Below are 26,116 nucleotides of genomic sequence, written 5' to 3' on the forward strand. Positions count from 1 at the left end.
TCAGAGCGTCACCAGCATGGTGTCCGAGTCGCCCTCCCGCCCCACCGTGACAAAGCCGCGCGAGCGGTAGAGGGAGACGGCCGCGTTGCCGTCCTCCACGCTCAGGCTGAGCCGGGCCACGCCCTCCCGGCCGGCCCGCGCCAGCAGCGCGTCCAGCAGCGCGCCGCCGACGCCCCGGCGGCGGAAGGCGGGCAGCACGCCCAGCGTCAACTCCGGTACATCCGGCGCCACATGGCCGTAGCCGGGGTCGGTGGCCGGCAGCGGGCGGGCCCAGGCCGCGCCGACCGGGGCCCCCGTCGAGCCGTCCTCGGCGATCACGCCGAAGTCGCCGGGGCCCGGCCAGCCCGTCACATAGTGGGCGATCTTCGGGTCGGCGAGGGCCTGTTCGCGGGAGAACCGCGCCTCGCCCGTCCAGTTCATCGCCTCCAGCAGCATGTCGGTGAGGAACGGCGCGTCCCCCGGCCCGGCGTCGCGGATCGACGGCTCGTGGGTCATCGGGGCCCTCCGTGTCCGCTGGCCACCAGGGAGCGGTGGTCGCTGGGGGTGACGCCGCGTTCCCGTTTGAACGCGGTGCTCAGCGCGAACGCGCTGCCGTAGCCCGCGCGTCGGGCGACGCCCTCGACGGTGAGGCCGGGGTCGGCCAGCAGCTCGGCCGCCAGGTCGAGGCGGCGGTCGGTGAGATAGGACATCGGCGGTCGGCCGACCAGCTCGGTGAAGCGCCGCGCCAGGGCGGCCCTGGAGACGCCGACCTTCGCCGCCACCGAGGCCACCGTCCAGGGGTGCGCGGGGTGTTCGTGCAGCAGCCGGAGCGCCGGGCCGACCACCGGGTCGACATGGGCCCGGTACCAGCCGGGCGGCTCGCCGTGCGGCCGTTCGAACCAGGCGCGCAGCGCCGAGATCAGCAGCAGGTCCAGGACGCGGGCGAGCACCACGTCCTGCGCCGCCGCCTCCCTGGCGATCTCCTTGCTGAGCAGCGGCAGCAGGGCGCAGTCCCAGTCGCGTTCGCCCAGGGTCAGCATCGGGGGCAGCGCCTTGAGCAGCCCGCCGGAGACCCCGCTGGCCATCGGGTAGGTGCCGATCAGCAGTTCGTGGGGGCCGTCCTCGTCGGTGCCCCAGGTGCGGGTGCCCAGGGTGAGCCGCGCGCACAGATCGGTGCCGTCCGGGCCGATGCAGCAGCCGCCGGGCCTGATCTCCGCCTGGGGCTCGGTCGACGGATCGTCCGCCACCACATAGGGCGTGGGGCCGAGCAGCACCGCCACCCCGCCGGCGGTCAACTGCCGTGGCTCGCCCCCCTCCAGGGCCACCCAGACGGTGCCGCGCACCACACACACCACGGTCAGCGGCGCCTCGTCCCGCACCCTCAGGGACCATGGCGGGCTCATCAGGGCGCGCAGCAGAAAGGCGCCCCTGGCTCTGGGGCCCTCCAACAGGCTGGTCAGCGGGTCCATGGCGGACAGCCTAGACGCTCGCTTATGGCGGCGAGCCGATGAGCCATGTCCGCGCGGGCGCACCGCTGTTGGACTGGGCGTATGACAACGAACAACACCCAGTCCCCGGCCCCGGCCCCGCACGAGATCCTGGTCGTGGGCGGCACCGGGAAGAGCGGACGCCGCGTCGCCGCCCTGCTGCCCGGCGCCCGGATCGGTTCCCGCTCCGGCGCGCCGCCGTTCGACTGGCGCCGGCCGGGCGGCTGGACGCCCGTCCTCGACGGCATCAGGGCCGTCTATCTCGGCTATCCGACCGATGTCGCCGCGCCGGGCGCGGCGGACGATCTCGCGGCCTTCGCCCGGCTGGCCCGCGAACAGGGCGTGGAACGTCTGGTGCTGCTCTCCGGGCGCGGCATGCCCTGGGCCGCCGATTCGGAGCGTGCGGTCACCGGCTCGGGGCTGGAGTGGACGGTGCTGCGCGGCAGTTGGTTCAGCCAGAACTTCAGCGAGGAGTTCCTGGCGGACGAGGTGCGCGCCGGCTCGTTCACGCTGCCGGTGCCGGCGTCGACCGCCGAGCCGTTCGTGGACCTCGACGATCTGGCGGAGGTGGCGGTCGCCGCCCTCACCCGCCCCGGGCACGCGGGTCGCGTCCACGAGCTGACCGGGCCCCGGGCGTTGACCATGACGGAGACCGCCGAGGTCCTGTCGAAGGCCGTCGGCCGGCCCGTCGCCTTCCACCCGGTGGGCGCCGACGACTACCGGGCGGCGCTGGTCGCCCAGGGCCTCCCTGCCGCGGAGGCGGATCTGCTGCTCCATCTCTTCACCGAGATCTTCGACGGCCGGAACACCCCGGTCACCGACGATGTTCCCACCCTGCTGGGCCGCCCCGCCCGGGACTTCACGGCCTACGCCGCCCGGGCCGCCGCCACCGGCGTCTGGGCGCCGGCGTAGCGGAACGCCGCCCGAGCGATCACCAGACGTCGCCGTCGCGCCAGTCGCAGACCAGCTCGGCGGTGAGGTCGATGGGGACCTCGGGCAGCGGGAGGACGAACACGCCGTCGTCGTCCTCCTCGGTGCGGGCGATGCCCAGCGGGGTGAGCGCCCAGGTGAGCCCCTGCCAGCGGCGCCAGCCCCGGTCGGCGTAGAAGCCCAGGGCCTCCTCCGTGGCGGAGAGGGCGCCCAGCTCGAAGCCGCCCCTGATCACCCGTTCCAACGCGGCCATCAGCGCCGCGCCATGGCCCCTGCGGCGGCGGTCGGCGCGGACCACCACGCCCTCCACATAGCCGGTGCGCAGGGCCCGGCCGCCGTGCAGCACCCGCCGCTGCACCACCGAGGCGTGCCCGATCAGCTCGCCGTCCTCCCAGAGCAGGGCGTGGATGCCGCCGAGCGCGTGCTCCCAGTCCTGGTCGGTCATATCGCCGCCGAAGACCGTGTCGAGGAGGGTTCTCGCGGCGGTCAGCGTGACGATGTCCAGGTCAGCGGTGTGCGCGGTACGCAGCTCGGTCATGTGTGCCATCCTCGCAGCCGCCACCGACCGCGCGGCAGGTCGCCGGGGGCGGGGCGTGCGCCCGGCGGCCGGTGCCGGCGCGGTGGCGGCGCCGTGTTGGGTCCCGCTCCGACGGTGCGGGTGGGGTCGGTGGTGCCCGGTGGTCAAATGGTGGATCATCCTTCGACCCGGGTGAAGAGCGCCTTCGCGCCCGGGCACGCGGGGGAACGGGTGGCCGCGCCCCGATCTCACCACCTCGTTCGCCTGCTCACAGCGCCCCCGGCGGCCCGGGGAGCGCAGCGTTGCGCCCGGGAAACGGACGTGATGCGGTCGGGAAACAGCCGCCGCGCACGCTCGTGCCATGAGGTCGAGATCCCGGGTCGTGATCGTCGGCGGCGGCATGGCCGGCGCGCGGCTCGCCCGCGCCCTGGGCGCGCATGGTCCTGACGCCCCCCGGGTGACGGTGGTCGCCGAGGAGCGGCATCCGGCGTACAACCGGGTGCTGCTGGCCGAGGTGCTCGCCGGGCACTACCCGGCCGAGGTGATCGAGCTGCCCGCCGTGGGCCCCGAGGTCGACTGGCGCGGCGGCACCCGGGTGTCCCGCATCGACCGCGAACGGCGCCTGGCGCACTGCGACGACGGTACGCGACTTCCCTATGACGCCCTGGTGTTGGCCACCGGCGGCAATCCGGTGCTGCCGCCGCTGCGCGGACTGACGCCGCCGGGCGGCGGCGAACTCCCCGACGGGGTACACGCGTTCAGGACCCTGGACGACGCCGTCGCGCTGGCCGACGAGGTCACCGACGGCGGTCCGGCCGTGGTCGTCGGCGGCGGGCTGCTGGGGGTCTCGGCCGCCAGGGCGCTGGCGGCCAGGGGCGCCAGGGTGGTGCTGGCGCAGCAGGGCGGGTCGCTGATGGAGCGGCAACTCGACGCCTCGGCCGCCGCGTTGCTCGCCGAGCATCTGACCGCCAGGGGCGTGGAGATCCACACCGAGTGCCGGGTGCGGGCGCTGCGCACCGAACAGGACGGCGCGCGTCGCCGGGTGCGGGCCGTGGAGCTGGCCGACGGTTTCCCGTTGGACGCCGATCTGGTGGTGCTGGCCTGCGGGGTGCGGCCCCGGGTCGGCCTGGCCGGGGACGCCGGCCTGACGCTGGGCGCGCGCGGCGGGATCGCCGTCGACGACCGGCTGGCCACCAGCGATCCCGCCGTGTACGCGATGGGCGACTGCGCGGAACACGCGGGGCTGCTCTACGGACTCGCCGGGCCGGCGCAGGACCAGGCCGATGTCCTGGCGTCGGTGCTCACCGGCGGTTCGGCGCGCTATTCGGGCACCAGGGCGCTGACCAGGCTGACGCTGCCGGCCGCCACCGGCGGGCCGCTGGATCTGGCCGCCTTCGGCGTCACCTCGGCGGAGCCGGGCGACGACGAGGTGCGGCTCACGGACGCCACCAGGGGCGCCTACCGCAAGCTCGTGGTCCGTGGCGACCGGCTGCTCGGCGGGATCCTCGTCGGCGATCTGGCGAGCGTCGGCACGCTGGCCCGCGCCTGGGAGGGCGACGAGCCGCTGCCCGACACCCCACTGCTCCATCTGCTCACCCACGACGGAGGGTTGTGACCCATGTCCCACACCGCGAGCCAGGCGCAGCCGGGCGAGACCATCGTGGTGGTCGGCCACGGGATGGTCGGCCAGCGTTTCCTTGAGGAGTTGGTCGACCGTGGGGTCACCGAGCGGGCCGCGGTGGTGGTGCTCGCCGAGGAGGTGCGGCCGGCCTACGACCGGGTGCATCTGACCTCCTGGTTCAGCGGGACCAGCGCCGAGGAGCTGTCCCTGACGCCCGACGGCTTCATGGCGCGGCACGGCATCGAGCTGTGCCTGGGCGATCCGGCGGAGTCGATCGACCGGGCGGCACGCACGGTGACCACCCGCTCCGGGCGGGTGGTCGGGTACGACACCCTGGTGCTGGCCACCGGTTCCTACCCGTTTGTCCCGCCGGTGCCGGGCGCGGACGCGGACGGTTGCTTCGTCTACCGCACCATCGAGGATCTGGAGGCGATCAGCGCGGCCGCGCGGTCGGCGCGGACCGGGGTGGTGGTGGGCGGCGGGCTGCTCGGACTTGAGGCGGCGGGCGCGCTGCGCGGCCTTGACCTGGACACCCATGTGGTGGAGTTCAACTCCCGGTTGATGGCCATCCAGGTGGACGAGGGCGGCGGCAGCGCGCTCCGCCGCACCGTTGAGGAAATGGGCCTCACCGTGCACACCGGGGTGGGTGCGCAGGAGATCACCGTCGACGGTTCGGGGGCCGTCGAGGCGATGGCGCTCTCCGACGGCTCGTCGGTGGCCACGGATCTGGTGGTGTTCTCCGCCGGGGTCCGCCCGCGCGACCAGCTGGCCAGGGAGGCCGGGCTGACGATCGGCCAGCGCGGCGGCATCGCCGTCGACGACCGCTGCCGCACCTCCGACCCCCGGGTGTTCGCCATCGGCGAGTGCGCGCTGGCCAGCGACGGGATGGTCTACGGGCTGGTCGCGCCCGGCTACGAGATGGCCGCGACCGCCGCCGACGCGGTGGCGGGCCGGGACGGCGGCGCGACGTTCACCGGTGCCGACACCTCGACCAAGCTGAAGCTGCTGGGCGTCGACGTGGCCAGCTTCGGCGACGCGCACGGCCGCGCCGACGGATGCCTCGACGTGGTCTACGCGGACTCCAGGGCCGGCGTCTACAAGAAGCTGGTGGTGGGCCGGGACGGGACGCTGCTGGGCGGGGTGCTGGTCGGCGACGCCGACTCCTACGGTCTGCTGCGCCCGTTGACCGGCAGCGTGCCGCCGGCCGCGCCCGAGCAGCTGGTGCTGCCGGCCGGTCTGGCGCCCGCCGCCGCGCTGGGCCCGGCCTCGCTGCCGGACGCGGCGGTGGTCTGCAACTGCCACAACGTCACCAAGGGCGCCGTCCGGGCGGCCGTCACGGAACAGGGCTGTGGCTCGGTCGCGGCGGTGAAGTCCTGCACCAAGGCCGGTACCGGCTGCGGGAGTTGCGTCAAGGTGCTGGGGCATCTTGTGGACGCCGAGCTGGAGGCGAACGGGGTCAGCGTCGACCGTGGCCTCTGCGGCTGCTTCGCCCACACCCGCCAGGAGCTGTTCGAGATCGTGGCCAGCCTGCGGATCACCTCCTACCAGGCGCTGCTGGACGGACACGGGCGCCCGGCGGCTCGCGGCGGGGACGGTTGCGAGGTCTGCAAGCCGACGGTCGGCTCGATCCTGGCGTCGCTGGCGCCCAGCATCGGCGCCGACGGCCATGTGCTGGCCGGCGAACAGGCCGCGCTCCAGGACACCAACGACCATTTCCTGGCCAATCTGCAACGCAACGGGTCCTACTCGATCGTGCCGCGGGTGCCGGGGGGCGAGATCTCCCCGGAGAAGCTGATCGTGATCGGCGAGGTGGCACGGGACTTCAACCTCTACACCAAGATCACCGGTGGCCAGCGGATCGACATGTTCGGCGCGAGCGTCGACCAACTGCCGGCGATCTGGGCACGGTTGGTGGAGGCCGGCTTCGAGTCCGGGCATGCCTACGGCAAGGCGCTGCGCACCGTGAAGAGCTGTGTGGGCTCCACCTGGTGCCGGTACGGGGTGCAGGACAGCGTGCGGATGGCGATCGATCTGGAGCTGCGCTACCGGGGGCTGCGCGCCCCGCACAAGCTGAAGTCCGCCGTCTCGGGATGCGCCAGGGAGTGCGCCGAGGCGATGGGCAAGGACTTCGGGGTGATCGCCACGGCCGGCGGCTGGAACCTCTATGTCGGCGGCAACGGCGGCGCCACGCCGCGCCACGCCGACCTGCTGGCCCAGGACCTCTCGGACGCCGAACTCGTCCGGCTGATCGACCGCTTCCTGATGTTCTACATCCGCACCGCCGACCGGCTGGAACGGACCTCGGTATGGCTGGAGCGCATCGGCGGCGGACTCGACCATGTGCGGGATGTGGTGGTGGACGACACGCTGGGCATCTGCGACGAGTTGGAGGCCCAGATGGCCACCCATGTGGCCAACTACCGCGACGAGTGGGCCCAGACGTTGAGCGACCCGGAGAAGCTGGCGCGCTTTGTCTCCTTCGTGAACGCACCGGGCACGCCGGACCCCTCGGTGCGCTTCGTCCAGGAGCGCGAGCAGCACAAGCCCGATCTGACCGTTCTGGCCGGGCCCACGCTCCCGGTCCGCACCCTGGAAGGAAGCACCCCCCGATGACCGTCACCACCCTGTCGCCCCGCCCCACCGACACCGCCACCGGAACCGCGGTCGAGATCGCCGTGGAGGGCCGCTGGCTGCCGGTCTGCGCCCTGGCCGCGCTGACCCCGGGCCGGGGCGTGGCCGTACTGCTCCCCGACGGCCGACAGGCCGCCGTCTTCCTCGACCGACGCGGCGACGTCCACGCCGTCGACAACCGCGACCCGTTCACCGGCGCCTTCGTGCTGTCCCGTGGGCTGCTGGGCTCAACCGGCAACGACGGCCGCCCGTTCGTCGCCTCGCCGCTGCTCAAGCAGCGTTTCGACCTGACCGACGGCAGCTGCCTTGACGCCCCCGACGACCCCGCCAGGGCGCTGCCGACCTACCCCGTCCGGCTGCGCTGACCCGCCGACCCCCGGCTGGGTGCCCCGTGCGCCCCACCCGGCTCGCCCCTCGGGACAAACCGCGCAACAGTGGGTGCGTAGGTCACTGCTGCCGGAACAGAGGGATGGCCCATGACTCGCCCTGTCATCGTCGGCGTGGACGGCTCCCCGCAGAGCCGCGCCGCCGCGGAGTGGGGGGCCCGCGAGGCGGCGCGTCGCGGACTGCCCCTGCGCCTGGTGCACGCCTGGATCAACGAGCCGCTGTACGCGCCGCCGGTGCCGGACGAACCGGCCTCCCGGCAGCTGCTGGAGGACCACGAGCGCGAGGTCGCCGACCGCCACCCGGGGCTCACCGTCAGCACCGCGCTGCTGCCGGAGATGGCCACCGCCGGGCTGGTCGAACAGGCCGCGGACGCCGAGCTGTTGGTGCTGGGCACCCGGGGCCACGGCCCGCTGCTCGGCTTTCTGCTGGGCTCGGTCGGCCTGCCGGTGATCACCCACAGCACCCGCCCCGTCGTCCTGGTGCGGACCACCTCGGACGCGGAGCCGGCCGACCAGGTGCCGGGGAACGGCGGCGAGGGCGACGAGATCGTGGTCGGGCTCAAGGACCTGGGCCAACCGGCGGCCACCCTCCTGGAGTTCGCGTTCACCACCGCTTCGGCACGCGGCGCCGCCGTACGCGCGGTACGGGCCTGGGGCGCGGCGCCCTCGCTGTTCGGCGCCAACCCGCCGGAGAACCTGGAGGGCGAGGAGCGCGATCGCCATCTCGACCTGGAGAGCCGCCACGCCGAGGAGCTGGTCACCGTGCTGGCGCCCTGGCGACAGCGCTATCCGGGCGTCCCCGTGATCGAGCATCTGCGCTACGGCAACGCCTCCGAGGTGCTGCTGGACGCAGCCGCCGGCCAGGCCGCCCTGGTGGTCACGGGCCGCCGGGTCCGCCGTCCGCTGCTGAGCATGCGCGCCGGGCCCGTCACCCATGCCGCGATCCACCACGCCAGGCCGCCGGTGGCCGTGGTCCCGCACGAGGACTGAGCCCGCCCCTGGCGGGCCCTCACTCCTCGGGCAGCGCCAGCAGCGTGTCCTCGCCCGGCGCGATCTCCACCGTCCGGTCGGCCAGCACCACCCGCACCGAGCCCTCCTCCCAGGGCGGCACCCCGATCCACAGCTGCCCCGGCTTCATCCGCAGCCGCAGCCCCACCCCACGATGCCGCAACGAGAAGCCGAACTCCTGGAGTTGGGGCAGCGGCGACGGATCGAGCCAGAGCGCGCCCTCCCGGGAACCGAGCCCGGTGAGCCCGCGCTGCACCAGGTCCAGGGTGCCGGCCATCGCGCCCAGATGGATGCCCTCGGCCGTGGTGCCGCCCTGCACATCGGCGACATCGCTGGCCAGCGCCTCCTTCACATGCTCCCAGGCATCCGCGTGCCGCGCCTGCGCCAACACCCAGGCGTGCACCACACCGCTCAACGTCGAACCATGGCTGGTGCGCCGCAGGTAGTAGTCGACGGTGCACCGCCACTGCTCCTCCGTCAGCTCGTACCCCATCCTGGCGAACTGCTCGGTGAGTTCGCCCGGCGGCAGCAGATAGCCCAGCATCAGCACATCGGCCTGCTTGGACGCCTGGTAGCGGTTGACGGAGTCACCCTCGGACTCCAGCAGCCGATCCAGCCGACGGATATCGCCATAGCGGCTCCGATACCCCTCCCAGTCCAGCTCGGCCAGCTCGCCATAGCCGTCGAACTGGCTGATCACCCCCTGGTGGAACGGCACCCGCAGCCGTCGGGACACCTCGTCCCAACGCTCGGGCTCCCCGTCCACCAGGCCGACGGCGTCGGCCAACTCACGGCGCCGCGAGGCCGGCAGGGTACGGGCCAGCTCGGCGGCCCTGGCCAGCGTCCAGGAGGCCATCACATTGGTGTACGCGTTGTCGTCGAGGCCGGCGCGCTCCGCGTCCGGATAGCCCTCGTGGTACTCGTCGGGGCCCACCACGCCCCGGATGCGGTAACGCCCCTCGGCCTGGTCGAACTCGGCGAGCGCCGCCCAGAAACGCGCGATCTGGGTCAGCATCTCGGCACCCTTGGTATGGGTGAACTCGGTGTCCCCGGTGGCCTGTCCATAGCGCCACACGTTGTAGGCGACGGCCGAACCCACATGGTGCTGCAACCGCGAGTTGTCCGGCAGCCAACGGCCCGAACGCGGGTTGAGATGCACCTCAGGCGTCTCCTCCCGACCGTCGCTCCCCGACTGCCACGGATACATCGCGCCCTCCCGACCGGCCTCGACGGCGGCCCGCAGCGCGGCGGGCAGCCGCCGGTGGCGATAGCCCATCAACGCCCGGGACAGCTCGGGAAAGTGCAGATTCAGATAGGGCAGGACAAACAGCTCGTCCCAGAAGACATGCCCCCGGTACGCCTCCCCGTGCAGCCCACGCGCCGGCACCCCCACATCGAGATCCGCGCTGTGCGGGGACAGCGTCTGCAGCACATGGAACATGTGCACCCGCAGCACATGGCCCGGCTCCCCCGGCACCTCCAGATCGGCGCGCCGCCACAACCGCGCCCAGGCCGCCGCGTGTTCGGCCAACAACCCGTCGAAGTCAGGGGCGGTACGCACCGCGTCCAACGCGGCCGGCAGCGGCCCCGAGATCGCCCGGTCCTTCGACGTGTACAGCGCCACCACCTTCTCCACGGCCACCGGGCTCCCCGGCGTCAACGGCAACGTCACCCGCTGACCGACCTGGTAGTCGGCCAGCCTGGTGTGCACCGACTCCGGCGGCTGCTCGGGCCAGGTCCGCAGCCGGGCCGCCAGCACGATCCGCACATCCGACGTGCCCGTGCGGCACCGCAACCACACCGCGCCCCCGTCCTCGCCGCCGGTACCCATCCGGGTCAGATGGTGACTGGCCAGATCCCGGTAGCGGGCCACCCCCGTATTGCCGACCAGACCGTCGATCGCCGACTCGACCTCGATGCCACCCGACCAGTCCTCCGCGCTGAACTCCGTGCGCAGCGCCGCCAGATGGGGAGCGGCCATGCTCACCAGACGGGACTGGGTGATGCCCAGATGACGACCGAGCGGATCCCGGTACCGCACCTGGCGGGTCAGCACCCCGCGCTTGAGATCCAGCACCTGCCGGTACCGCAACAGCCCCTCGGGATGCTGGTCGGGATTGAACCACTCGCCGACCGGCCCCTCGTCCGGGTGGATACGGAACCGCAGCGGCAGCCAGTTCGGCAGGTTGACGATCTCCTCGTGCGGCAGCCGCCGCCCCGCGAGCGACGAGGTCAGCCGGTTGTAGAGGCCGGCGGCATAGGTCCCCGGATAGTGGGCGGGACCGGCACTGACCTCGGGCGCCGCACCCCGGGTGGCGAAGTAACCGTTGCTCAACGTGCACAGCGCCTCGCGCAGCCGCTCCGCACGCGGGTCGTACCCCTCGTACTCCCACTCCCACCCGTCGAGTTGCCTGGTCCGGACCGCCCACTCGTCCCAGGTGTCCACCGGATCGGCCGCGTTCGCCCGCCTACGCCACCTCATCGGGCGTCACCTCCGCACGAGTTCGCCGAGATCCCCCACGACCACATCGGCACCGTGCTCCGACAGATCGTCGGCACCCTCGTCCGTCGCCGACCGGTTCACCCCGACCACCAGCCCGAACCCGCCCCGGTGCCCGGCCTCGACCCCGGCCAGCGCGTCCTCCACCACGGCGGCCCCCGCCGGCTCACAGCCCAGCCGGCGCACCCCCTCCAGGAAGAGCGCCGGATCGGGCTTCCCCGGCAGATCGAGCCGGGCCATGTCATTGCCGTCCACCACCGTCCCCAGCAACGACCGCACCCCGGCCCTGGCCAGCAGATCCCTGGCATGCCGCGACGAGGAGACGGCGGCACACGGCACCCCCGCCTCGTGCAGCTTGTTCAACAGCCGGACGGTACCGGCGAACACCTCCACACCCCGCTCGTGGAGCCGGCGCATAAACGCCTCCTCCTTACGGGCCGCGACCTGACAGACGCTCTCGACGCCCGGCATGTCCTCCACATCACCGACCGGCAGCTCGATCCCCCGAGCGGCCAGAAACGCGGCCGCACCGTCGAGGCGGGACTTGCCGTCCACATGCCGCCGGTAGTCCTCCCGCTCGTCGAACGGCGGATCGACACCGGGCACCTCGTCGAACGCCTCCTTCCAGGAGGAGGCATGCACCGAGGCCGAGTCGGTGATCACCCCGTCGGTGTCGAAAACCACCGCATCGCACGCCCACAGATCCGGCACACTCACCGACCACCACCGCCTCCCTTGACGACCACGAGACCCCCGCGGCCCTCCCTCCATGGGAACCCCCGCACCCCTCCCCCGCAAACGGTGCCGGCACCCCGGCTGCGTCAAGCCACCGACCGGCACCGCACCGACGCTCCACGCCGGGGTCTCCCCGCCTGCCCGCCCTCTCCTTTTGCCTCCCGACAAGGTTGCTGTGAGCGCTGCGCGCGGCTTCTTTTGCCCCCGCCCACCCGCCCCTTTCTGCCTGCCGGCGGGGTGCTGCCGGCGCTGCGCGCGGCTTCTTTTGCCCCCGCCCGCCCGCCCCTTTCTGCCTGCGGCGAGGTGCTGCCGGCGCTCCACGCCGGGGTTTCCCCACCACCCGCCCTTTTGCCTACCGGCGCGGTGTTGCCGGCGCTGCGTTCCCCGCCCACTCTTCACTCTTCTCGCCTGCGGCGGGGTGCGGTGAGCGCTCCGCGCGCGTTTTTGTCCCGCCCGCCCACCCCCTCGTCGGGGTTTCCTGCCCGTGCGCCCCTTGCCTGCGACGAGGTGTCGCCCCCGGCCCCGGCGGGCGAGCTGCCGCGGCCTACCGGGCCGGGTCGCAGGCTTGGAAATACCGAAGCCATGGCCCCAGGCAAAAAAGGCGGGCGGGGATAACAAAACCCGCGCGCAGCGCCCGCAGCACCCCGCCGGCAGGCAGAAAGGGGCGCGGACGGAAAACGCAACGCCGCGCACAGCGCCGGCGACACCGCGCCGCAGGCAAGAAGGGGCGGGTGGGCGGGGAAACCCAACGCGGAGCGCCGACAGCACCCCACCGCAGGCAAAAAGGGCGGACGGGCGGGAGAACCCGGCGCGGAGCGCCAGCCGCACCCCGCCGGCAAGCAAGAAGACGAGCGCGGGGAAGCCCCCGGGCACAGCGCCGACCGCACCCGGCCGCAGGCAAAAGGAGCGGACGGGAAACACAACGCCGCGCACAGCGCCAGCGGCACCTCGCCGCAGGCAAAAAGGGACGGGCGGACGGGGAAACCCCGCGCGGAGCGCCGACAGCACCCCGCCGCACGCGAATGGAGCGGACGGGAAACACAACGCCGCGCACAGCGCCAGCGGCACCCCGCCGGTAGACGAAACGGGCGAACGACGCGCACAGCGCCAGCGACACCGCGCCGCAGGCAAAAAGGGACGGGCGGACGGGGAAACCCCGCGCGGAGCGCCGACAGCACCCCGCCGCACGCGAATGGAGCGGACGGGAAACACAACGCCGCGCACAGCGCCAGCGGCACCTCGCCGGTAGACGAAACGGGCGAACGACGCGCGCAGCGCCGGCAGCACCTCGCCGCAGGCAAAAAGGGGCGGGCGGGTGGGGAAAAAACCGCGCGGAGCGGCGGCAGCACCTCGCCGCAGGCAAAAAGGGGCGGGCGGGCGGGGATAAAAGAACCCCCGCGGAGCGGGGGCAGCGCCCCGCCGGCAGGCAGAAAGGGGGCGGGCGGGCGGGGGAAAACCGCGTCAGGGCAGCCGGGCCCCCGGCACCGTCAGGTCAGCGTCACCCGACGCCCCGTAACCCGTTCGGGCTCCAGCCGGATCCACACGTCGCGCTGGCCGCCGGCCCACGGCTCGGGGAGGGCCGCGATCTCGGCCGGTTCGGTCACCCGCCGGGCGTGGCCCACCACCAGCACGCTCCAGCCGAGCCGTTGCGCCTCGTCCAGGTGGTCGACCTCGAAGGCCAGTTCTTCGGCCTCGGGCAGGAAGGAGGGGGACGCCTTGGGCGCGGTGCGGTAGATCACCGTGTGGTCGTCCAGCGCGTAGGTGACCGGCACGATCGCCGGACCGCCGGGGGTGGCGACGGCCACGCGGCCGACGCTGTGGCCGGCGAGCAGGTCCCAGCAGGTGGCCTCGTCCAGCGCCCGCAGCCCGTCCTTGTGGCTCACCTCGGGCGGTGCGCCGCCGGTCGGTCGGGGGGCGCCGCTCAGCTCGGCGACGGTGGTGTCGAGGGCGCGCGCCACTCGGGTGAGCGAGGCGTGGGAGGGCGAGGCCGGCCGCTCCTCCAGATAGCGCAGGTACTCGGGGGCGACGCCGGCACGTTCGGCGACGGTGGCCCGGTCGAGGCCCAGCTGTTCCCGCCGCAGCGCCACCCTGCGGCCCACGTCGGTGCGATGGTTCTCCACCCTCCCAGCGTCTCCGCTCGGCCCGCCCCGCGCTCGTTGATCTCCGCCCAGCCCCGCCCCCCCCACCCGAGACTGTGACACAGATCACATCGCCCACATCCCGCACATGGCAACTGTTCCGCACAGAGAAACCACCTCGTTCCAAGAACACCCAACATCTCTCTAGGCGAGGAGAGTTCCGTGCGTCTCCGCTTGTCGAGCCGTGCCACGCCACGGCGGTCCCGGCGTGCCCTGTGGCGGGCCGGGCTGGCCACGCTGTTGGCCTTCGCGCTCAGCTGGCTGCTCTGGCAGCCCACCGCCGTCGCCTATCCGGCGCCGGGGCTGGTCACCGGCGATATCGGCATTCACGATCCGTCGATGATCAGAACCGATCAGGGCTATGTGGTCTACGGCTCCAACGATCTGTTGGAGGCGCGGATCTCAACGGACCGGATCGCGTTCACCGACGCGGGGTCGGCGTTCACCGCGCCCGAGTCCTGGTGGGCGGAGATCTCGCCGGACCAGAACCCGTGGGCGCCGGATGTCTCGTTCCACAACGGCCAGTACTACCTCTACTACGCGATCTCCAACTTCGGCCGGAACACCTCGGCCATCGGCCTGGCCACCAGTCCGACCGGGCTGCCCGGCAGTTGGGACGACCAGGGCGAGGTGCATCGCACCACTTCCGGTTCCGACTACAACGCGATCGACCCGAGTCTGCTGGTGGACGATGACGGTCGTTGGTGGCTCGCCTTTGGCTCCTGGTGGACCGGTATCAAACTGATCGAGATCGACCCGGCGACCGGGAAACAGCATCCGGACCATGCGCAGCGCTATGACCTGGCCTCCGCCGGCGGCGGTATCGAGGGGCCGACCCTGATCAAGCGCAACGGGTACTACTACCTGTTCAACTCCTATGGCACCTGCTGTGCCGGCACCGACAGCACCTACCGCATCCGGGTCGGCCGGGCCACCGCCCCCACCGGACCGTTCCTCGACCGGAACGGCGTGGACCTGCGCGACAACGGCGGCACCCCCGTTCTGGAGAGCCACGGCCGATGGATCGGCCCCGGCGGCCAGAGCGTGCTGAACGATGTGGACGGCGATCTGCTCGTCTACCACTACTACGACGGCGAGGCGAACGGGGCGCCCAAGCTGGGGGTCAACCTGCTGGACTGGAGCAGCGGCTGGCCGGTCGCCTACTGAGCGGGAACGGGCACGGGAACGGGCACCGGCGGAACGGGCCTGGGGCGCCACGCATTCCGGCCCCCCAGGCCCCGAGCCCCCGAGCCCTCAGGCCCGCGACCCTCGCTCAGCCGTTGTCCGAGCCGCGCCCCGACGAGGCCCGCCGCTTGCCACCGCCCGGCCTGGTCGCCCGGAAGATCAGGAAGCCGATCAGCACCACCACCACGATCACCAGGACGCCCTTGGAGTAGACGCTGACGAAGTCGGTGACCTCCTCCCAGTTCTCCCCGAGGTGGTAGCCGGCCAGCACGAAGATCGTGTTCCAGATGGCGCTGCCCAGCGTGGTCAGCAGCAGGAACGTGCGCAGCGGCATCTTCTCCACACCGGCGGGTACGGAGATCAGACTTCGGAAGATGGGGATCATTCGACCGAAGAAGACCGCCTTGTTGCCATGCTTGGCGAACCAGGCTTCGGTCTTCTCGATATCCGAGATCTTCACCAGGGGAAGCTTTGCCGCGATGGCGAACAGCCGGTCCCGGCCCAGCAGTGCGCCGACCCAGTAGAGAGCCACCGCGCCCACCACGGAACCGACCGTGGTCCACAGCAGCGCCGCCCACAGCTCCATCTCCCCCCGGCTGGCGGTGAACCCGGCCAGCGGCAGGATCACCTCGCTGGGCAGCGGGGGAAAGAGGTTTTCCAGGGCGATGGCCAGGCCAGCGCCGGGCGCTCCCATCGCCTCCATCAGGTCGGTGGCCCACCCGGCGATGCCGCCCGGGTCCTCGGCCGTAGCGGCGAGTTGGTGAGATGCGGAGGATACGATCACACCTGAGACGCTACAAGTCCGCGGCCTCCCGGCGCCACGCGGTCCACCCCCGAGCGCATCCTGCGGTTTTCCGCAGTACCGTCCCGGCGCCGTCTCGTCTAGCGTCCCCTCTCGTGCGACAACAGCTGCGCCGACGCCTGCGGGTGCTCGTCGGCCTCATCCTCGGCATCGGCACCGGGCTGTGCGCGCTGCCCCTGGCGCTGGTCGGCTGGCCGGCCCGGGCCCTGGTGCCCGGCGCGCCTCGCCGGGTGAGGCAAGTCTCAGCCCGGTTGGTGGCCCTGGACAGCCGGCGGCTGGCACGTTTTCTGAACATGGAGGTCGCCGACCGCTGTCCGCCCGGGCGAACGCTGCCCTATCTCACCTCCCGGGTCGGGCTGGCCGCGCTGAGCGCGCTGGTGCTGGCCTCGCTGCTGGTCAGCGTTCTCTACGGCTCGCTGCTCGTCTGGGGCTGGGTGGTGTTCTCCCCGGTCGCCACCGTTCCGTCCGGCATCGGCGGCGCGTTTCTGCTGTTCCTCACGGTGCAGGGCGTCTCGGGGCTGGCCGGTTTCGAGGTGCGGCTGGCCCGCCGCTATCTCGGCCCCAGCGAGGAGGAGACGCTGCGCCGGCGCATCGCCGAACTGTCCGACAGCCGCGCCGGGGTGGTGGAGGCCATCTCCGAGGAGCGCCGCCGCATCGAGCGCGATCTGCACGACGGTGTCCAGCAGCGGCTGGTCGCCCTCGGCATGTCCATCAGCCGGGCCCAGCGTTATCCGCACCGTGCCGATGAACTGCTCAACCAGGCACGGCAGGAGGCCGCCCAGGCTCTGACAGAGCTGCGGGAAGTGGCCTGGCGGGTCTACCCCACCGTGCTCGACGAGGCCGGACTGCATGCCGCTCTGGAGACCGTCGCCGAACGTTCCCCGCTGCCCGTCCGGCTCAGCTACCGGCTGCGCGAGGCCCCCAGCAGCGCGGTGGGCACCGTCGCCTACTTCGTGGTCTGCGAGGCGGTGACCAACGCCGTCAAGCACTCCGGCGCCGAGCGGGTCACCATCGCGGTGTCCGAACGCGGGGACGACGCCGGTGGGATGGCGATACGGGTGACGGACGACGGCCGGGGCGGCGCCGATCCCGCCGGCGGCGGACTGCTGGGGCTGGCCCGCCGGGTCGCCGCGCTGGACGGCCACTTCGAGGTGGACAGCCCGACCGGCGGGCCCACCGTGATCGCCGCGGAGCTGCCATGCGCCTGATCCTGGCCGACGACTCGACCCTGCTCCGCGAGGGACTGGCCCGGCTGCTGACCGACGAGGGCCACCGGATCGCGGCCGCCGTCGGCGACGCCGAAGCGCTTCTCGCCGCGGTGGCCGCCGAGCCGCCCGATGTGGCGGTGATCGATGTGCGGATGCCGCCCGACCACCGGGACGAGGGGCTGCGCGCCGCCCTGGAGATCCGTCGCCGCTGGCCCTCGGTCGGGGTGCTCGTCCTCTCCCAGTATGTCGAACGCCGGTACGCCACCGAGCTGTTGACGGGCGCCGACGGCGCGCCCGAGGGCGTCGGCTATCTGCTCAAGGACCGGGTCGTGGAGATCGAGGAGTTCCTGGACGCCCTGGACCGGGTCGCCACCGGGCGCACCGCCTTCGACCCCGAGGTGGTCCGCCAGCTCCTCACCCGGGGCCAGGCCGCGCACCATCTGGACCGCCTCACCCCGCGCGAGCGCGCTGTGCTGGGCGAGATGGCGCAGGGCCATACCAACGCGGCGATCGCCACCCGGCTGCATGTCTCCCGCAGCGCCGTCGAGAAGCATGTCAACGCCATCTTCACCAAGCTCGATCTGACGTCCGCCGAAGGCCACAGCCGCCGGGTCCTGGCCGTGCTCCGCTACCTGGGCGTCTGATATCCGAGGGATACCCGAGGGATACCCGGGGGCCTGAACCGGCGACCCCCGGGACGCGTGGCGGCCTCGCCGGGAGGACGGAGGCGGGGTTCAGTCTCCGGCGCCGTCGAGCGCGTCGTCGGGGTCGGCCTCGGCGAGGGCGGTGGTGGCGTCGCGCAGCGCGGCGATGGTGCCGGAGAGCCAGCGGGCGACCGTTCCGAGTTCGGCTTCGGTGAGTTCGCCGGTGACCTTGGCCATGCCGTCCAGCAGCGGGGTCATCAGTCCCGACATGGCCTCGCGGTGCCTGGCGGTCGAGGTGAGGGAGACCCGGCGCCCGTCGGTGGCGTCGCGTTCCCGTGCGACATAGCCGAGTTGGACGAGGCGCTGGGTGATCTTGGTGATGGCGGCATGGCTCAGCCTGGTCTCCTCGGCGAGCCGGGTCGGGCTGACGCCGGGCTCGCGGCCGATGAGGCCGAGCACCTTGTTCTCGGTGGCGTTGAGGCCCAGTCGGGCGGCGACCGTCTCGTGGTACAGCACCACCCACAGGCTCAGCTGTTGCCCTAACGCGGCCCCGTCCGGCGGCGTTGCTCGTCGTTCTTCCACGGAGAGGAGGCTACGTTCCCGCGCGGAGGCCAGGCCACAACTGTTCACGCAAGTGAAAAATATCCCTTCACTTTGGTGAAACACCTTGCTTCAATTGCTCGCATGACCACAACAGAACAACGCCCGCCCGGCGCCGTCGACCCGGTGCCGGGGACCGTCGTCGGCCGGGTCTATGCCGCGAGCCTGCTCGTCAACCTCCCCGTCCTGGCTGTGCAGTTGCTGCCCCAGATGCGCAGCCGGGTGTCGTCGGAGACGACGATGGCGATCTGTGTGACCGCGCTGTTCGCGCTGGTCGTCGCCGCCGTGGTGGTCGCTCCCGAGGTCAGCGCGCGGGTCGCGCCCGGTGGTGAGCGGTGGCGGTTCGGGGACGCGCGGCGGCGGGTCCGCGCCCTGATACGTCAGGACCGGGGCGGCTATGCCCGGCGGTTCGGCGAGCTGGTGGCGCTGTATGTCGCCGCTCAGTGCGTCGGCGGGATCATCGCCTGGATCACGCCGCATGTCCGGGAGAACCCGGACTTCGCCACCGATCCCACCGCCGACCGGTGGCTCTTCGACTATCCGGCCTTCGCCGCCCAGGCGGTCGGCATCTATCTGGTCATCTGCCTGGCCACCAGCTGGTACTCCTGCCGCCTCCGGCAACTCGCGCTCGTCACACCGGAGGCGGGGCGGTCAGCGGGCCGCCGCGCGCACTGACCGCCGCCCCGGGCAACGTCCCCCGGCCGGTCAGGCTTTGTCGAGGCCGGCGAGGCGCAGGAGGAGGGATTTGACGTCGGTGGCGGGGACCTCCTCGCCCGTGAGGGCCTCGGGGTCGGAGCAGATCAGCACCGGCTGGTCGCGGCGGTCGGTGGGGAGACGGCCGTGGCTGCCGCGGATCTGGGCGCCGTCCAGCGGGATGACGTTCATCCGGTAGCGCAGGCCGACCTTCTTTCGCACCAGGGCGGCGCCGGCGCGGGCCTTGACCAGGCGGTCCTCCGGGTTGAAGAAGAGTTCGGCCGGGTCGTAGCCGGGCTTGCGGTGGATCTCGACCGTGGGCGCGAAGTCGGGGGCCACCGCGTCGTCGAGCCAGTAGTAGTAGGTGAACCAGGAGTCGGGATCGGCGACGGCGACCAGATCGCCGGCGCGGGGGTGGTCGAGACCGTGGGCGGCCTTGCCCTCGTCGTCGAGGAGTTCGGCGATGCCGGGGAGGTCGGCCAGGGCCTCGCGGGCGGGGGCCAGATCCTCGGGGCGGCGGACATAGACATGCGCGATCTGGTGGTCGGCGACGGCGAAGGCGCGGGAGACCCAGGGGTCCAGATACTCCATGCCGGCCTGGGTGTAGACCTCCAGCAGGCCCGCCTCGCGCAGCCGCCGGTTGATGTGGATCTGGCGGCTGACGGAGGTGATGCCGTACTCGGAGAGGGCCAGCACGGTGGCGTCCCGCTCGCGGGCGGCGTCCAGCAGCGGGCCCAGTTCGCCGTCGAGTTCGGCGGCGGCGGCGCGGGCCTGGGGGGAGTCGGGGCCGTAGCGCTGCAGGTCGTAGTCCAGATGCGGCAGGTAGACCAGGGTGAGGTCGGGGTCGCGGGTGGTGAGCACCCGGCGCGCGGCATGTGCGATCCACCGCGAGGAGTCGATGGCCGCCGTCGGCCCCCAGTAGGTGAAGAGGGGGAACTCGCCCAGCCGCGACGTGAGTTCGTCGTGCAGCTCGGGCGGCCTGGTGTAGCAGTCGGGCTCCTTCTTGCCGTCGGCGTGGTAGATGGGCCGGGGCGTCACCGTGTAGTCGGTGTCGGCGCCCATGGCGTACCACCAGCAGATGTTGGCCACGGTGTAGTCCGGGTCGACCTTCCGGGCCGCGTCCCACACCTTCTCGCCGCCGACCAGCGCGTTGTGCTGGCGCCAGAGCAGCACGTCGCCCAGCTCGCGGAAGTACCAGCCGTTGCCGACGATGCCGTGGCCCGAGGGCAGCTCGCCGGTGAGGAACGTGGCCTGGGCCGAGCAGGTGACGGCGGGCAGCACGGTGCCGAGGGGGGCCTGGGAGCCCCGGGTGGCGAGCGACTTCAGGGTCGGCATGTGGTCGAGCAGGGCCGGGGTGAGGCCCACGACATCGATGACCACCAGACGGCGGGTCATGGCAGCGGCTCCTTTCGGTTCACGGCAGCTCTTTGAGGCCGAGGGCGGTCAACAGGTCGCGGGCCAGGGCGAGTTCGGCGGCGATGCCGTCGGCGAGCTGGTCGGCGTCGGTGGGGCGGAGCGCGGGCGGCAGCACCTGCCAGGTGTAGGTCTCCACCTCCAGGTGGTGGGTGAGCGGCCGGTCGCCGCCGACCAGCCGGGCGAGCGCGCGTTCCAGCACGGGAAGGGTGGTGGCCAGCGGCGCGGCCGGCTTCGCGTGCAGCGGGATGTGGTGGTGGACCCGCCACGGTCCCGTGGCGGGCAGCGGATGGACGCCGTCCAGCGCCTCGTCCAGATCGTCGCGGGCGGCGACGGTGCCGTCGGCGCCCCGTTCCCTGGTCTGGTGGAGGAACCGGTCCTCGACGAAGTCGGCGAGCGCGGCGCGCACTTCGGGCCGGTCCGGATGCTCGGCGTGCAGCGCGGCGGAGAGCTGCGCCTTGACGACGGGCACCCGCTGCCCGGTGAGCCGGTCAAGCGCCTCGTCGGGGTCCTCGAAGGCGGTGGCCAGATGGCAGGTGTCCAGGCAGACGCCGACCCGGTGGGCGGGGGGCGCGTCGGGGCCGGTGAGGACCCGGACGGCCTGGGTCGTGGTCTCGACGACGCAGCCCGGCTCGGGCTCCAGGGCCAGCCGCACCGAACGCCCGGTGCGCTCCGCCAGCTGGTCCAACTCGCCGGCCAGCCGGCCCAGTTGGCTCATGGCACGGCCGGCGTCGGTGGCGTCGAACGGGGTGCGCCAGGCCAGCGGCAGGGTGGAGATGGTGCCGTCGGCGATGTCGTCGGGGAGCAGCCCGGCGAGCAGGGTGGCCAGTTGGCGGGTGTGTTCGCGGCGCTGGTCGGTGGTCCAGTCCGGTTGGTAGACGCGGTACTTGACCCTGGCGCCGCCGAACCCCCGGTAGGGGAAGCCGTTGAGGGTGACGACCTCAAGGCCCTCGCGGCGCAGCGCGTCGGCGAGGGTGCGGCGGGCGGCGAGGTCGTCGCCGAGCGCGGCGACCACGTCGGCGGCCAGCCACAGGCCGATGCCGAGGCGTTCACGGCCGAGCCGGCGGCGCACCGGGGCGCAGTGTTCGGAGAGTTGGGCGAGCACCCCGTCCAGGGTCTCGGCGGGGTGCACGTTGGTGCAGTAGGCGAGGTGGACCAACTCGCCGCTGGGGTGGCGGAAACGCACGGTTGTCCTCTCAGCCGTCGATGGGGGTGCCGCGGCGCAGCACATTGCCGGCGTAGTCGTCGGCTTCGGGGCGTTCGCCGAGGTCGAGCCGTCCGGAGAGGGAGTAGAACGCGACCGGGTTGCGCCACAGCACGAGGTCGACGGTGTCCTCGTCGAAGCCGTCGGCGAGCATGGCGTCGGCGACCTTGCGGGTCTTCAGCGGATCGCTGTTGCCCCAGTCGGCCGCCGAGTTGACCAGCACCTTCTCCGGGCCGTACTCGCGCAGCAGCCGGACCATCCGCTCCTCGTCCATCTTGGTGTCCGGATAGACGGAGAAGCCCAGCCAACAGCCGCTGTCCTTGGCGGCCTTGATCGTGGTCTCGTTGAGGTGGTCGAGCAGCACCCGCTCGGTGGGCAGCGCCGACTCGCGGACCACGTCCACGGTGCGGGTGACGCCGGCGGCCTTGTCCCGGTGCGGGGTGTGCACCAGCGCCGGCAGCTCGTGGTCGACGGCGAGCTGCAGCTGAGCGGCGAGCGCGGCGTCCTCGGCCGGGGTCATGGAGTCGTAGCCGATCTCGCCGACGGCGACCACGCTGTCCTTGCGCAGATAGCGGTCCAGCTCGGCCAACACCGGGACGCAGCGCGGGTCGTTGGCCTCCTTGGGGTTGAGGGCCAGCGCGCAGTGGTGGGCGATGTCGTACTGGGAGGCGCGGTAGGGCTCCCAGCCGAGGAGCGCGTCGAAGTAGTCGAGGAAGCTGCCGACGGAGGTGCGGGGCTGGCCGAGCCAGAACGAGGGCTCGACCAGGGCCCGGACGCCGGCGTCCCGCATGGCCCGGTAGTCGTCCGTGGTGCGGGAGGTCATATGGATATGCGGGTCGAAGATGCGCATCAGGACTCCTGGGGGTGCGGCGCGAGGGCGAGGGCGCGCGCGACATCGTCGGGTACGGGGCGGCCGGCCGCCCGGCGTTCGGCGGCGAAGTCGTCGAGCATCCGGGCGAGTTCGGCGTCGGCGCGGTCGGCGAGTCCGGCGACGGCGGTGAGCGGCACCCCGGTGAAGACGCATTTGAGGACGGCGTGCCGCCACTGGTGCGCTTCGAGATGGGCGGCGGCGTAGGGGCCGACGGCGGCCGCGATCAGCCGGTTGTCGTTGGCGCGCAGCGCGTCCTCGACGAGGGGGACGGCGTCGGCCCCGACCGGCAGCTCCGGCAGGGCGAGCAGCACGGCGCGGCGTTCGGCGGCGTCGCCCTGCTGGTAGAGGCGGTTGACGGTGGCCGCGTCGGGGGCGGCGGCGGCCAGCAGCAGGATCCGGGCGGCGTCGGCCGCCGGCAGGCCGGTGCCGGGCAGCGGGCCCCGGCCGACGCGGCGGGCCGCGACGGCGAACGCCGCCTCCCAGCCCGGGCGGGCGGCGGGGTCGAGCGCGCCGGTCAGCCACGCGTCGGCCGGCGGGGCGAGATGGTCGGCGAGGGCGGCGCGCAGGGTGTCGAGCGTGTTGGGGGATGGCATCAGACGACCTCCGCTCGGGCGGTTCCCCAGGCGCTCCGGAGGAACGCGTGGGATTCTGCGGCCAGTTGCGGGCCGGCGTGCGAGTGGCGGGGCAGTTCGACGGAGACCAGGCCCGCGTAGCCGGTGGCGTCCAGCGCGGCGAGCACCGGCGGGAAGTCGATCTCGCCGTCGCCGAACGGAAGATGCTCGTGGACGCCGCGCCGCATGTCCTCGATCTGCACATGCGCCAGCCAGGGCCCGGCGGCGGTGACGGTTGCGGCGACCGGCAGCGGCTCCAGGCACTGGCAGTGGCCGATGTCCAGGGTGAGGCGCAGCACCTCGGGGCCGCCCAGCGCCTGGCGCAGCCGGTGGAAGCCGGCGAGATCCTGGAGCAGATGGCCCGGTTCCGGCTCGACGGCGAGCGGGACGCCGGCCGCCTCGGCCGCCTCCACCAGCGGGGTGAACGCGTCGGCCAGCCGCGCCCAGGCCACCTCGTCCGGGGTGTCGGGCGGCCGGTGGCCGCTGAAGCAGTGCAGGGCGGTGGCGCCCAGGTCGGCGGCGATCCTGGTGGCTTCGGTGAGCAGGCCGATCCGGCGGGCGCGGGCGGCCGGGTCGGGATCGAGCAGGCTGGGCCCGTGTTTGGCGCGCGGGTCGAGAACGTAGCGGGCGCCGGTCTCCACGGCGACGGCCAGGCCGAGTTGGTCGAGCCGCTTGGCGACCTCGGCGGTGCGGCGGGCCAACTCGGGGGCGAGCGGGTCGAGATGCATATGGTCGAGGGTGAGCGCGACCCCCTGGTAGCCGAGGTCGGCGAGCAGCGCGAGGGCGTCGGCCAGCCGCAGGTCGGTGAGGCCGTTGGTGCCGTAGGCGAGCAGCGGCCCTGGTGGGGGGCTCATGTGGGGGTCACCTTCCTCGACAGTCGGCGGGTGGCGGCCAGCAGGGTCAGCAGCACGGGGACGGAGCGGCGGGCGCCGGCCCTGGCGGCGAGCCCGGCCTGGAGCGGCACCAGCGCGGCCAGGCCGTCGATCACGCCCTGTTTGGTGTGGTCGCCGGTGGGGTGCCGGGCGGCGCGGGCCAACGCCGGGGCGGCGGTGAGCAGATAGCCGGCGGCGCAGCCCTGGGCGGTGCCGGCGTCCGCGCCGGGGCGGGCGACGGCGGCGGCGACGCCGGCCGTGGTGGCGAGCGCGGCCAGCGGCGCGGCGCGCGAACCGCCGTCCACCTCGTGTCGGGAGACATGGGTGACGGCGGTGGTGTGGGCGGCGAGCAGCGCGGCGGGGGGCAGCGCGGCGCGCGGCACCCGGCCGCCGGCGGCCGAGCCCATCAGCAGGTCGAGGCCCCGGGCGGCGCCCATGGCGACCGGCCCGGCGGGGGTGTGCTTGAGCCCCAGGTCATAGGCCCAGACGGTGGCCGCCAAGGCGGTGGCGGTGGCGAGTTGGGCCCGGTTGGCGGCGCCGGCCAGGGCGAGCCCGGCGGCGGTGAGCCCCGCGGCGGCGCCGAAGGCGGCGGCGGGGTGGATCCGGCCCGAGGGGATCGGGCGGTGCGGCCGGTCGCGCGCGTCCTCGGCGCGGTCGGCCCAGTCGTTGAGCGCCATGCCGGCCCAGTAGAGGCAGACGGAGCTGCCCAGGGCGAGGGCGGCGTCGCGGCGGGGCACCCCGCCGGCGGCGGCGGCGCCGGCCAGGGTGTCGCCGGGCACGGTCAGCGCGGCCGGCCCGCGCACCAGCTCCAGCCAGGCGCGGGCCCTGCCGCCGGTCACGATCGGCCAGCCAGCCGCTCGGCGAGCGCGAGCAGCTCGCGGTACTGCTCGGCCAGCCCCGGCGGTGGGGTGTCGGGGTCCTTGAAGAAGAAGCCGAGCCCCGGCACCGGACCGGAGATCCCCGACGCGTGGGCGCGGGCGACCAGTCGGGCGAGGTCGAGCACCAGGGGTGCGGCCAGTGCGGAGTCGCAGCCCTGCCAGATGGTCTGGAGCACCATCCGGGTGCCGAGGAAACCGTCGAAGGCTATGTGGTCCCAGGCGGTCTTCCAGTCGCCGAGCGCCGGCACATGGTCGATATGGGTGGTGCCCTCGGGGGTTTCGCCGAGGTTGTCGGCCAACGCCCTGGCCTTGCCGGCGTTCTTGGCGGCCGCCGCCTGCGGATCGGCGAGCGTGGCGCCGTCGCCGCCGCCCAGCAGGTTGCTGCCGGACCAGGCGCGTACGTTCAGCGCGCGCTGCGCGAACATCGGGGCGAGCACGGCGCGGAGCAGCGTCTGCCCCGTCTTGCCGTCGCGGCCGGCGTGCGGAAGGCCGGCGCGCGCGGCGCGTTCGGCGAGGCCGGGGGTGTGCATCCCGCTGGCGGGGGTGAAGTTGACATAGGAGCAGCCGGCCTCGATGGCCGCCGTCGCGTAGAGCGAGCTGGCGGGGGCGCGGGGGGCGTCGTCCGCCGGCACCGGCTCGGTGCTGGCCAGATGGACGACCACGGTGCGGGCGAGGTCGTTGCGGCGTTGGAAGGTGGTGATGTCGGCGGCGAAGGCGGCGATCAGCTCCTGGTCGTCGCGGGGATCGTCCGACTGGGGGCCGCCGGGCCGGATCTCGGCCTCGGCGCGGATGAGGGCGTCGGCGACGGCGACGGGCAGCCCGGGAGGCAACACCCCCGCCTCGGCGAGCTGTTCGGCGCGTTTCGGGAGAGGGGTGGGGGCGGTGTCGTGGCCGCCGAACACCAGGTGGTCCAGCGAGGGCAGTGCCGCCTCCGCGAACTCGGGCCCGGCGGTGACGAGGCCGGTGAAGGGGTGGAGGCCGGCGGCGAGGGCGGCATGGCCGGCGACCGTGGTGGTGGCGACCGAACCACGGGCGCCGATCAGCCAGACTCCGACGCGCTCCTGGGGTGCTGTTGTCATGTCGCGGCTTTCTGTGCAGCTGCGGAAGGGAAGGGCGCGGGGCCCGGCCACGTGTGCGGCGTGGCCGGGCTCCGCGCGGGCGGCGGCCGGGTGGGTTCGGCGTGTCCACCCGTGCCGCCGCCGG

At 73.3% G+C, this 26,116-nt stretch carries 24 protein-coding genes; 9 read left to right on the forward strand and 15 right to left on the reverse strand.

Annotated elements, in window-relative coordinates:
- Positions 1-495, reverse strand: a complete 495-nt coding sequence (locus AOM46_RS05415) for a GNAT family N-acetyltransferase (RefSeq protein ID WP_062206582.1) — start codon at positions 493-495, stop codon at positions 1-3.
- Positions 492-1,448, reverse strand: coding sequence for an AraC family transcriptional regulator (locus AOM46_RS05420; protein ID WP_062206584.1), 957 nt, complete (start codon positions 1,446-1,448; stop codon positions 492-494). The genes AOM46_RS05415 and AOM46_RS05420 overlap by 4 nt, the downstream gene beginning before the upstream one ends.
- Positions 1,449-1,529: 81 nt before the next feature.
- Here AOM46_RS05420 and AOM46_RS05425 point away from each other — a divergent pair, with 81 nt between their 5' ends.
- The gene (locus tag AOM46_RS05425) at positions 1,530-2,378 is read left to right on the forward strand and encodes an NmrA family NAD(P)-binding protein (RefSeq protein ID WP_062206586.1); all 849 of its coding nucleotides are present in this window, start codon (positions 1,530-1,532) and stop codon (positions 2,376-2,378) included.
- A gap of 19 nt (positions 2,379-2,397) precedes the next feature.
- Here the strand turns inward: AOM46_RS05425 and AOM46_RS05430 are convergent, their stop codons facing one another.
- Entirely contained in the window at positions 2,398-2,943 is a 546-nt protein-coding gene (locus AOM46_RS05430; RefSeq protein WP_370592643.1) for a GNAT family N-acetyltransferase, read from the reverse strand.
- A gap of 331 nt (positions 2,944-3,274) precedes the next feature.
- Here AOM46_RS05430 and AOM46_RS05435 point away from each other — a divergent pair, with 331 nt between their 5' ends.
- From AOM46_RS05435 to AOM46_RS05450, 4 genes are all read left to right on the forward strand, one after another.
- On the forward strand, positions 3,275-4,528 hold the full coding sequence (locus AOM46_RS05435; protein ID WP_062206590.1) for an NAD(P)/FAD-dependent oxidoreductase: 1,254 nt from the start codon (positions 3,275-3,277) through the stop codon (positions 4,526-4,528).
- Positions 4,529-4,531: 3 nt separating this feature from the next.
- Positions 4,532-7,147: a nitrite reductase large subunit NirB gene (nirB, locus tag AOM46_RS05440; RefSeq protein WP_062206592.1), complete on the forward strand. Its 2,616-nt coding sequence runs from the start codon at positions 4,532-4,534 to the stop codon at positions 7,145-7,147.
- Positions 7,144-7,530, forward strand: a complete 387-nt coding sequence (locus AOM46_RS05445; RefSeq protein ID WP_062206595.1) for a nitrite reductase (NAD(P)H) small subunit — start codon at positions 7,144-7,146, stop codon at positions 7,528-7,530. Before nirB ends, AOM46_RS05445 begins: the two co-directional genes overlap by 4 nt.
- A gap of 111 nt (positions 7,531-7,641) precedes the next feature.
- Entirely contained in the window at positions 7,642-8,541 is a 900-nt protein-coding gene (locus AOM46_RS05450) for a universal stress protein (protein WP_062206597.1), read from the forward strand.
- 19 nt (positions 8,542-8,560) lie between these two features.
- Here AOM46_RS05450 and AOM46_RS05455 read toward each other — a convergent pair whose 3' ends face one another.
- From AOM46_RS05455 to AOM46_RS05465, 3 genes are all read right to left on the reverse strand, one after another.
- Complete coding sequence (locus AOM46_RS05455) at positions 8,561-11,041, reverse strand: glycoside hydrolase family 65 protein (RefSeq protein ID WP_078856508.1); 2,481 nt, start codon at positions 11,039-11,041, stop codon at positions 8,561-8,563.
- Between the two features lie 6 nt (positions 11,042-11,047).
- Positions 11,048-11,830 carry an HAD family phosphatase gene (locus AOM46_RS05460; protein ID WP_078856509.1) on the reverse strand — a complete coding sequence of 261 codons (783 nt, stop codon included), beginning with the start codon at positions 11,828-11,830 and terminating at the stop codon, positions 11,048-11,050.
- Positions 11,831-13,281: 1,451 nt separating this feature from the next.
- Positions 13,282-13,914, reverse strand: coding sequence for a pyridoxamine 5'-phosphate oxidase family protein (locus tag AOM46_RS05465; RefSeq protein WP_062206603.1), 633 nt, complete (start codon positions 13,912-13,914; stop codon positions 13,282-13,284).
- 180 nt (positions 13,915-14,094) lie between these two features.
- Between AOM46_RS05465 and AOM46_RS05470 the strand changes: the two genes are divergently transcribed.
- Positions 14,095-15,099: an arabinan endo-1,5-alpha-L-arabinosidase gene (locus tag AOM46_RS05470; RefSeq protein ID WP_370592644.1), complete on the forward strand. Its 1,005-nt coding sequence runs from the start codon at positions 14,095-14,097 to the stop codon at positions 15,097-15,099.
- A 106-nt stretch (positions 15,100-15,205) separates the two neighbouring features.
- Here AOM46_RS05470 and AOM46_RS05475 read toward each other — a convergent pair whose 3' ends face one another.
- Positions 15,206-15,820 carry a DedA family protein gene (locus AOM46_RS05475; RefSeq protein WP_062206606.1) on the reverse strand — a complete coding sequence of 205 codons (615 nt, stop codon included), beginning with the start codon at positions 15,818-15,820 and terminating at the stop codon, positions 15,206-15,208.
- Between the two features lie 194 nt (positions 15,821-16,014).
- Here AOM46_RS05475 and AOM46_RS05480 point away from each other — a divergent pair, with 194 nt between their 5' ends.
- Both AOM46_RS05480 and AOM46_RS05485 read left to right on the forward strand, forming a co-directional pair.
- Positions 16,015-17,127, forward strand: a complete 1,113-nt coding sequence (locus AOM46_RS05480; RefSeq protein ID WP_062206607.1) for a sensor histidine kinase — start codon at positions 16,015-16,017, stop codon at positions 17,125-17,127.
- On the forward strand, positions 17,118-17,771 hold the full coding sequence (locus AOM46_RS05485; RefSeq protein ID WP_062206609.1) for a response regulator transcription factor: 654 nt from the start codon (positions 17,118-17,120) through the stop codon (positions 17,769-17,771). The genes AOM46_RS05480 and AOM46_RS05485 overlap by 10 nt, the downstream gene beginning before the upstream one ends.
- Before the next feature lie 90 nt (positions 17,772-17,861).
- On the opposite strand, the gene AOM46_RS05490 is transcribed toward AOM46_RS05485, so the two are convergent.
- The gene (locus AOM46_RS05490; RefSeq protein WP_062206611.1) at positions 17,862-18,353 is read right to left on the reverse strand and encodes a MarR family winged helix-turn-helix transcriptional regulator; all 492 of its coding nucleotides are present in this window, start codon (positions 18,351-18,353) and stop codon (positions 17,862-17,864) included.
- Between the two features lie 102 nt (positions 18,354-18,455).
- Here AOM46_RS05490 and AOM46_RS05495 point away from each other — a divergent pair, with 102 nt between their 5' ends.
- Positions 18,456-19,046, forward strand: coding sequence for a hypothetical protein (locus tag AOM46_RS05495; protein ID WP_062206613.1), 591 nt, complete (start codon positions 18,456-18,458; stop codon positions 19,044-19,046).
- Positions 19,047-19,076: 30 nt separating this feature from the next.
- Here the strand turns inward: AOM46_RS05495 and AOM46_RS05500 are convergent, their stop codons facing one another.
- From AOM46_RS05500 to AOM46_RS05530, 7 genes are read right to left on the reverse strand one after another with little or no spacing between them, the layout of a single operon-like run.
- Positions 19,077-20,459, reverse strand: a complete 1,383-nt coding sequence (locus tag AOM46_RS05500) for an alkaline phosphatase family protein (RefSeq protein WP_062206615.1) — start codon at positions 20,457-20,459, stop codon at positions 19,077-19,079.
- 19 nt (positions 20,460-20,478) lie between these two features.
- A complete protein-coding gene (gene eboE / locus AOM46_RS05505; RefSeq protein ID WP_062206617.1) occupies positions 20,479-21,663 on the reverse strand; it encodes a metabolite traffic protein EboE in 1,185 nt (394 codons plus the stop codon).
- A gap of 10 nt (positions 21,664-21,673) precedes the next feature.
- Positions 21,674-22,531: a TatD family hydrolase gene (locus AOM46_RS05510; RefSeq protein ID WP_062206619.1), complete on the reverse strand. Its 858-nt coding sequence runs from the start codon at positions 22,529-22,531 to the stop codon at positions 21,674-21,676.
- Positions 22,531-23,145 (reverse strand): EboA domain-containing protein, encoded by a 615-nt coding sequence (locus AOM46_RS05515; protein WP_062206621.1) that lies wholly within the window; start codon positions 23,143-23,145, stop codon positions 22,531-22,533. The genes AOM46_RS05510 and AOM46_RS05515 overlap by 1 nt, the downstream gene beginning before the upstream one ends.
- Positions 23,145-24,017, reverse strand: a complete 873-nt coding sequence (locus tag AOM46_RS05520) for a sugar phosphate isomerase/epimerase (protein ID WP_062206623.1) — start codon at positions 24,015-24,017, stop codon at positions 23,145-23,147. The genes AOM46_RS05515 and AOM46_RS05520 overlap by 1 nt, the downstream gene beginning before the upstream one ends.
- Positions 24,014-24,877: an SCO3242 family prenyltransferase gene (locus AOM46_RS05525; protein WP_078856662.1), complete on the reverse strand. Its 864-nt coding sequence runs from the start codon at positions 24,875-24,877 to the stop codon at positions 24,014-24,016. The genes AOM46_RS05520 and AOM46_RS05525 overlap by 4 nt, the downstream gene beginning before the upstream one ends.
- Positions 24,871-25,992: an inositol-3-phosphate synthase gene (locus AOM46_RS05530; RefSeq protein ID WP_062206626.1), complete on the reverse strand. Its 1,122-nt coding sequence runs from the start codon at positions 25,990-25,992 to the stop codon at positions 24,871-24,873. Before AOM46_RS05530 ends, AOM46_RS05525 begins: the two co-directional genes overlap by 7 nt.
- Positions 25,993-26,116: the final 124 nt, after the last annotated feature.

The sequence above is a fragment of the Streptomyces sp. NBRC 109706 genome, from assembly GCF_000974485.1.
In the GTDB taxonomy this organism is placed as follows: Bacteria; Actinomycetota; Actinomycetes; order Streptomycetales; family Streptomycetaceae; genus Streptomyces.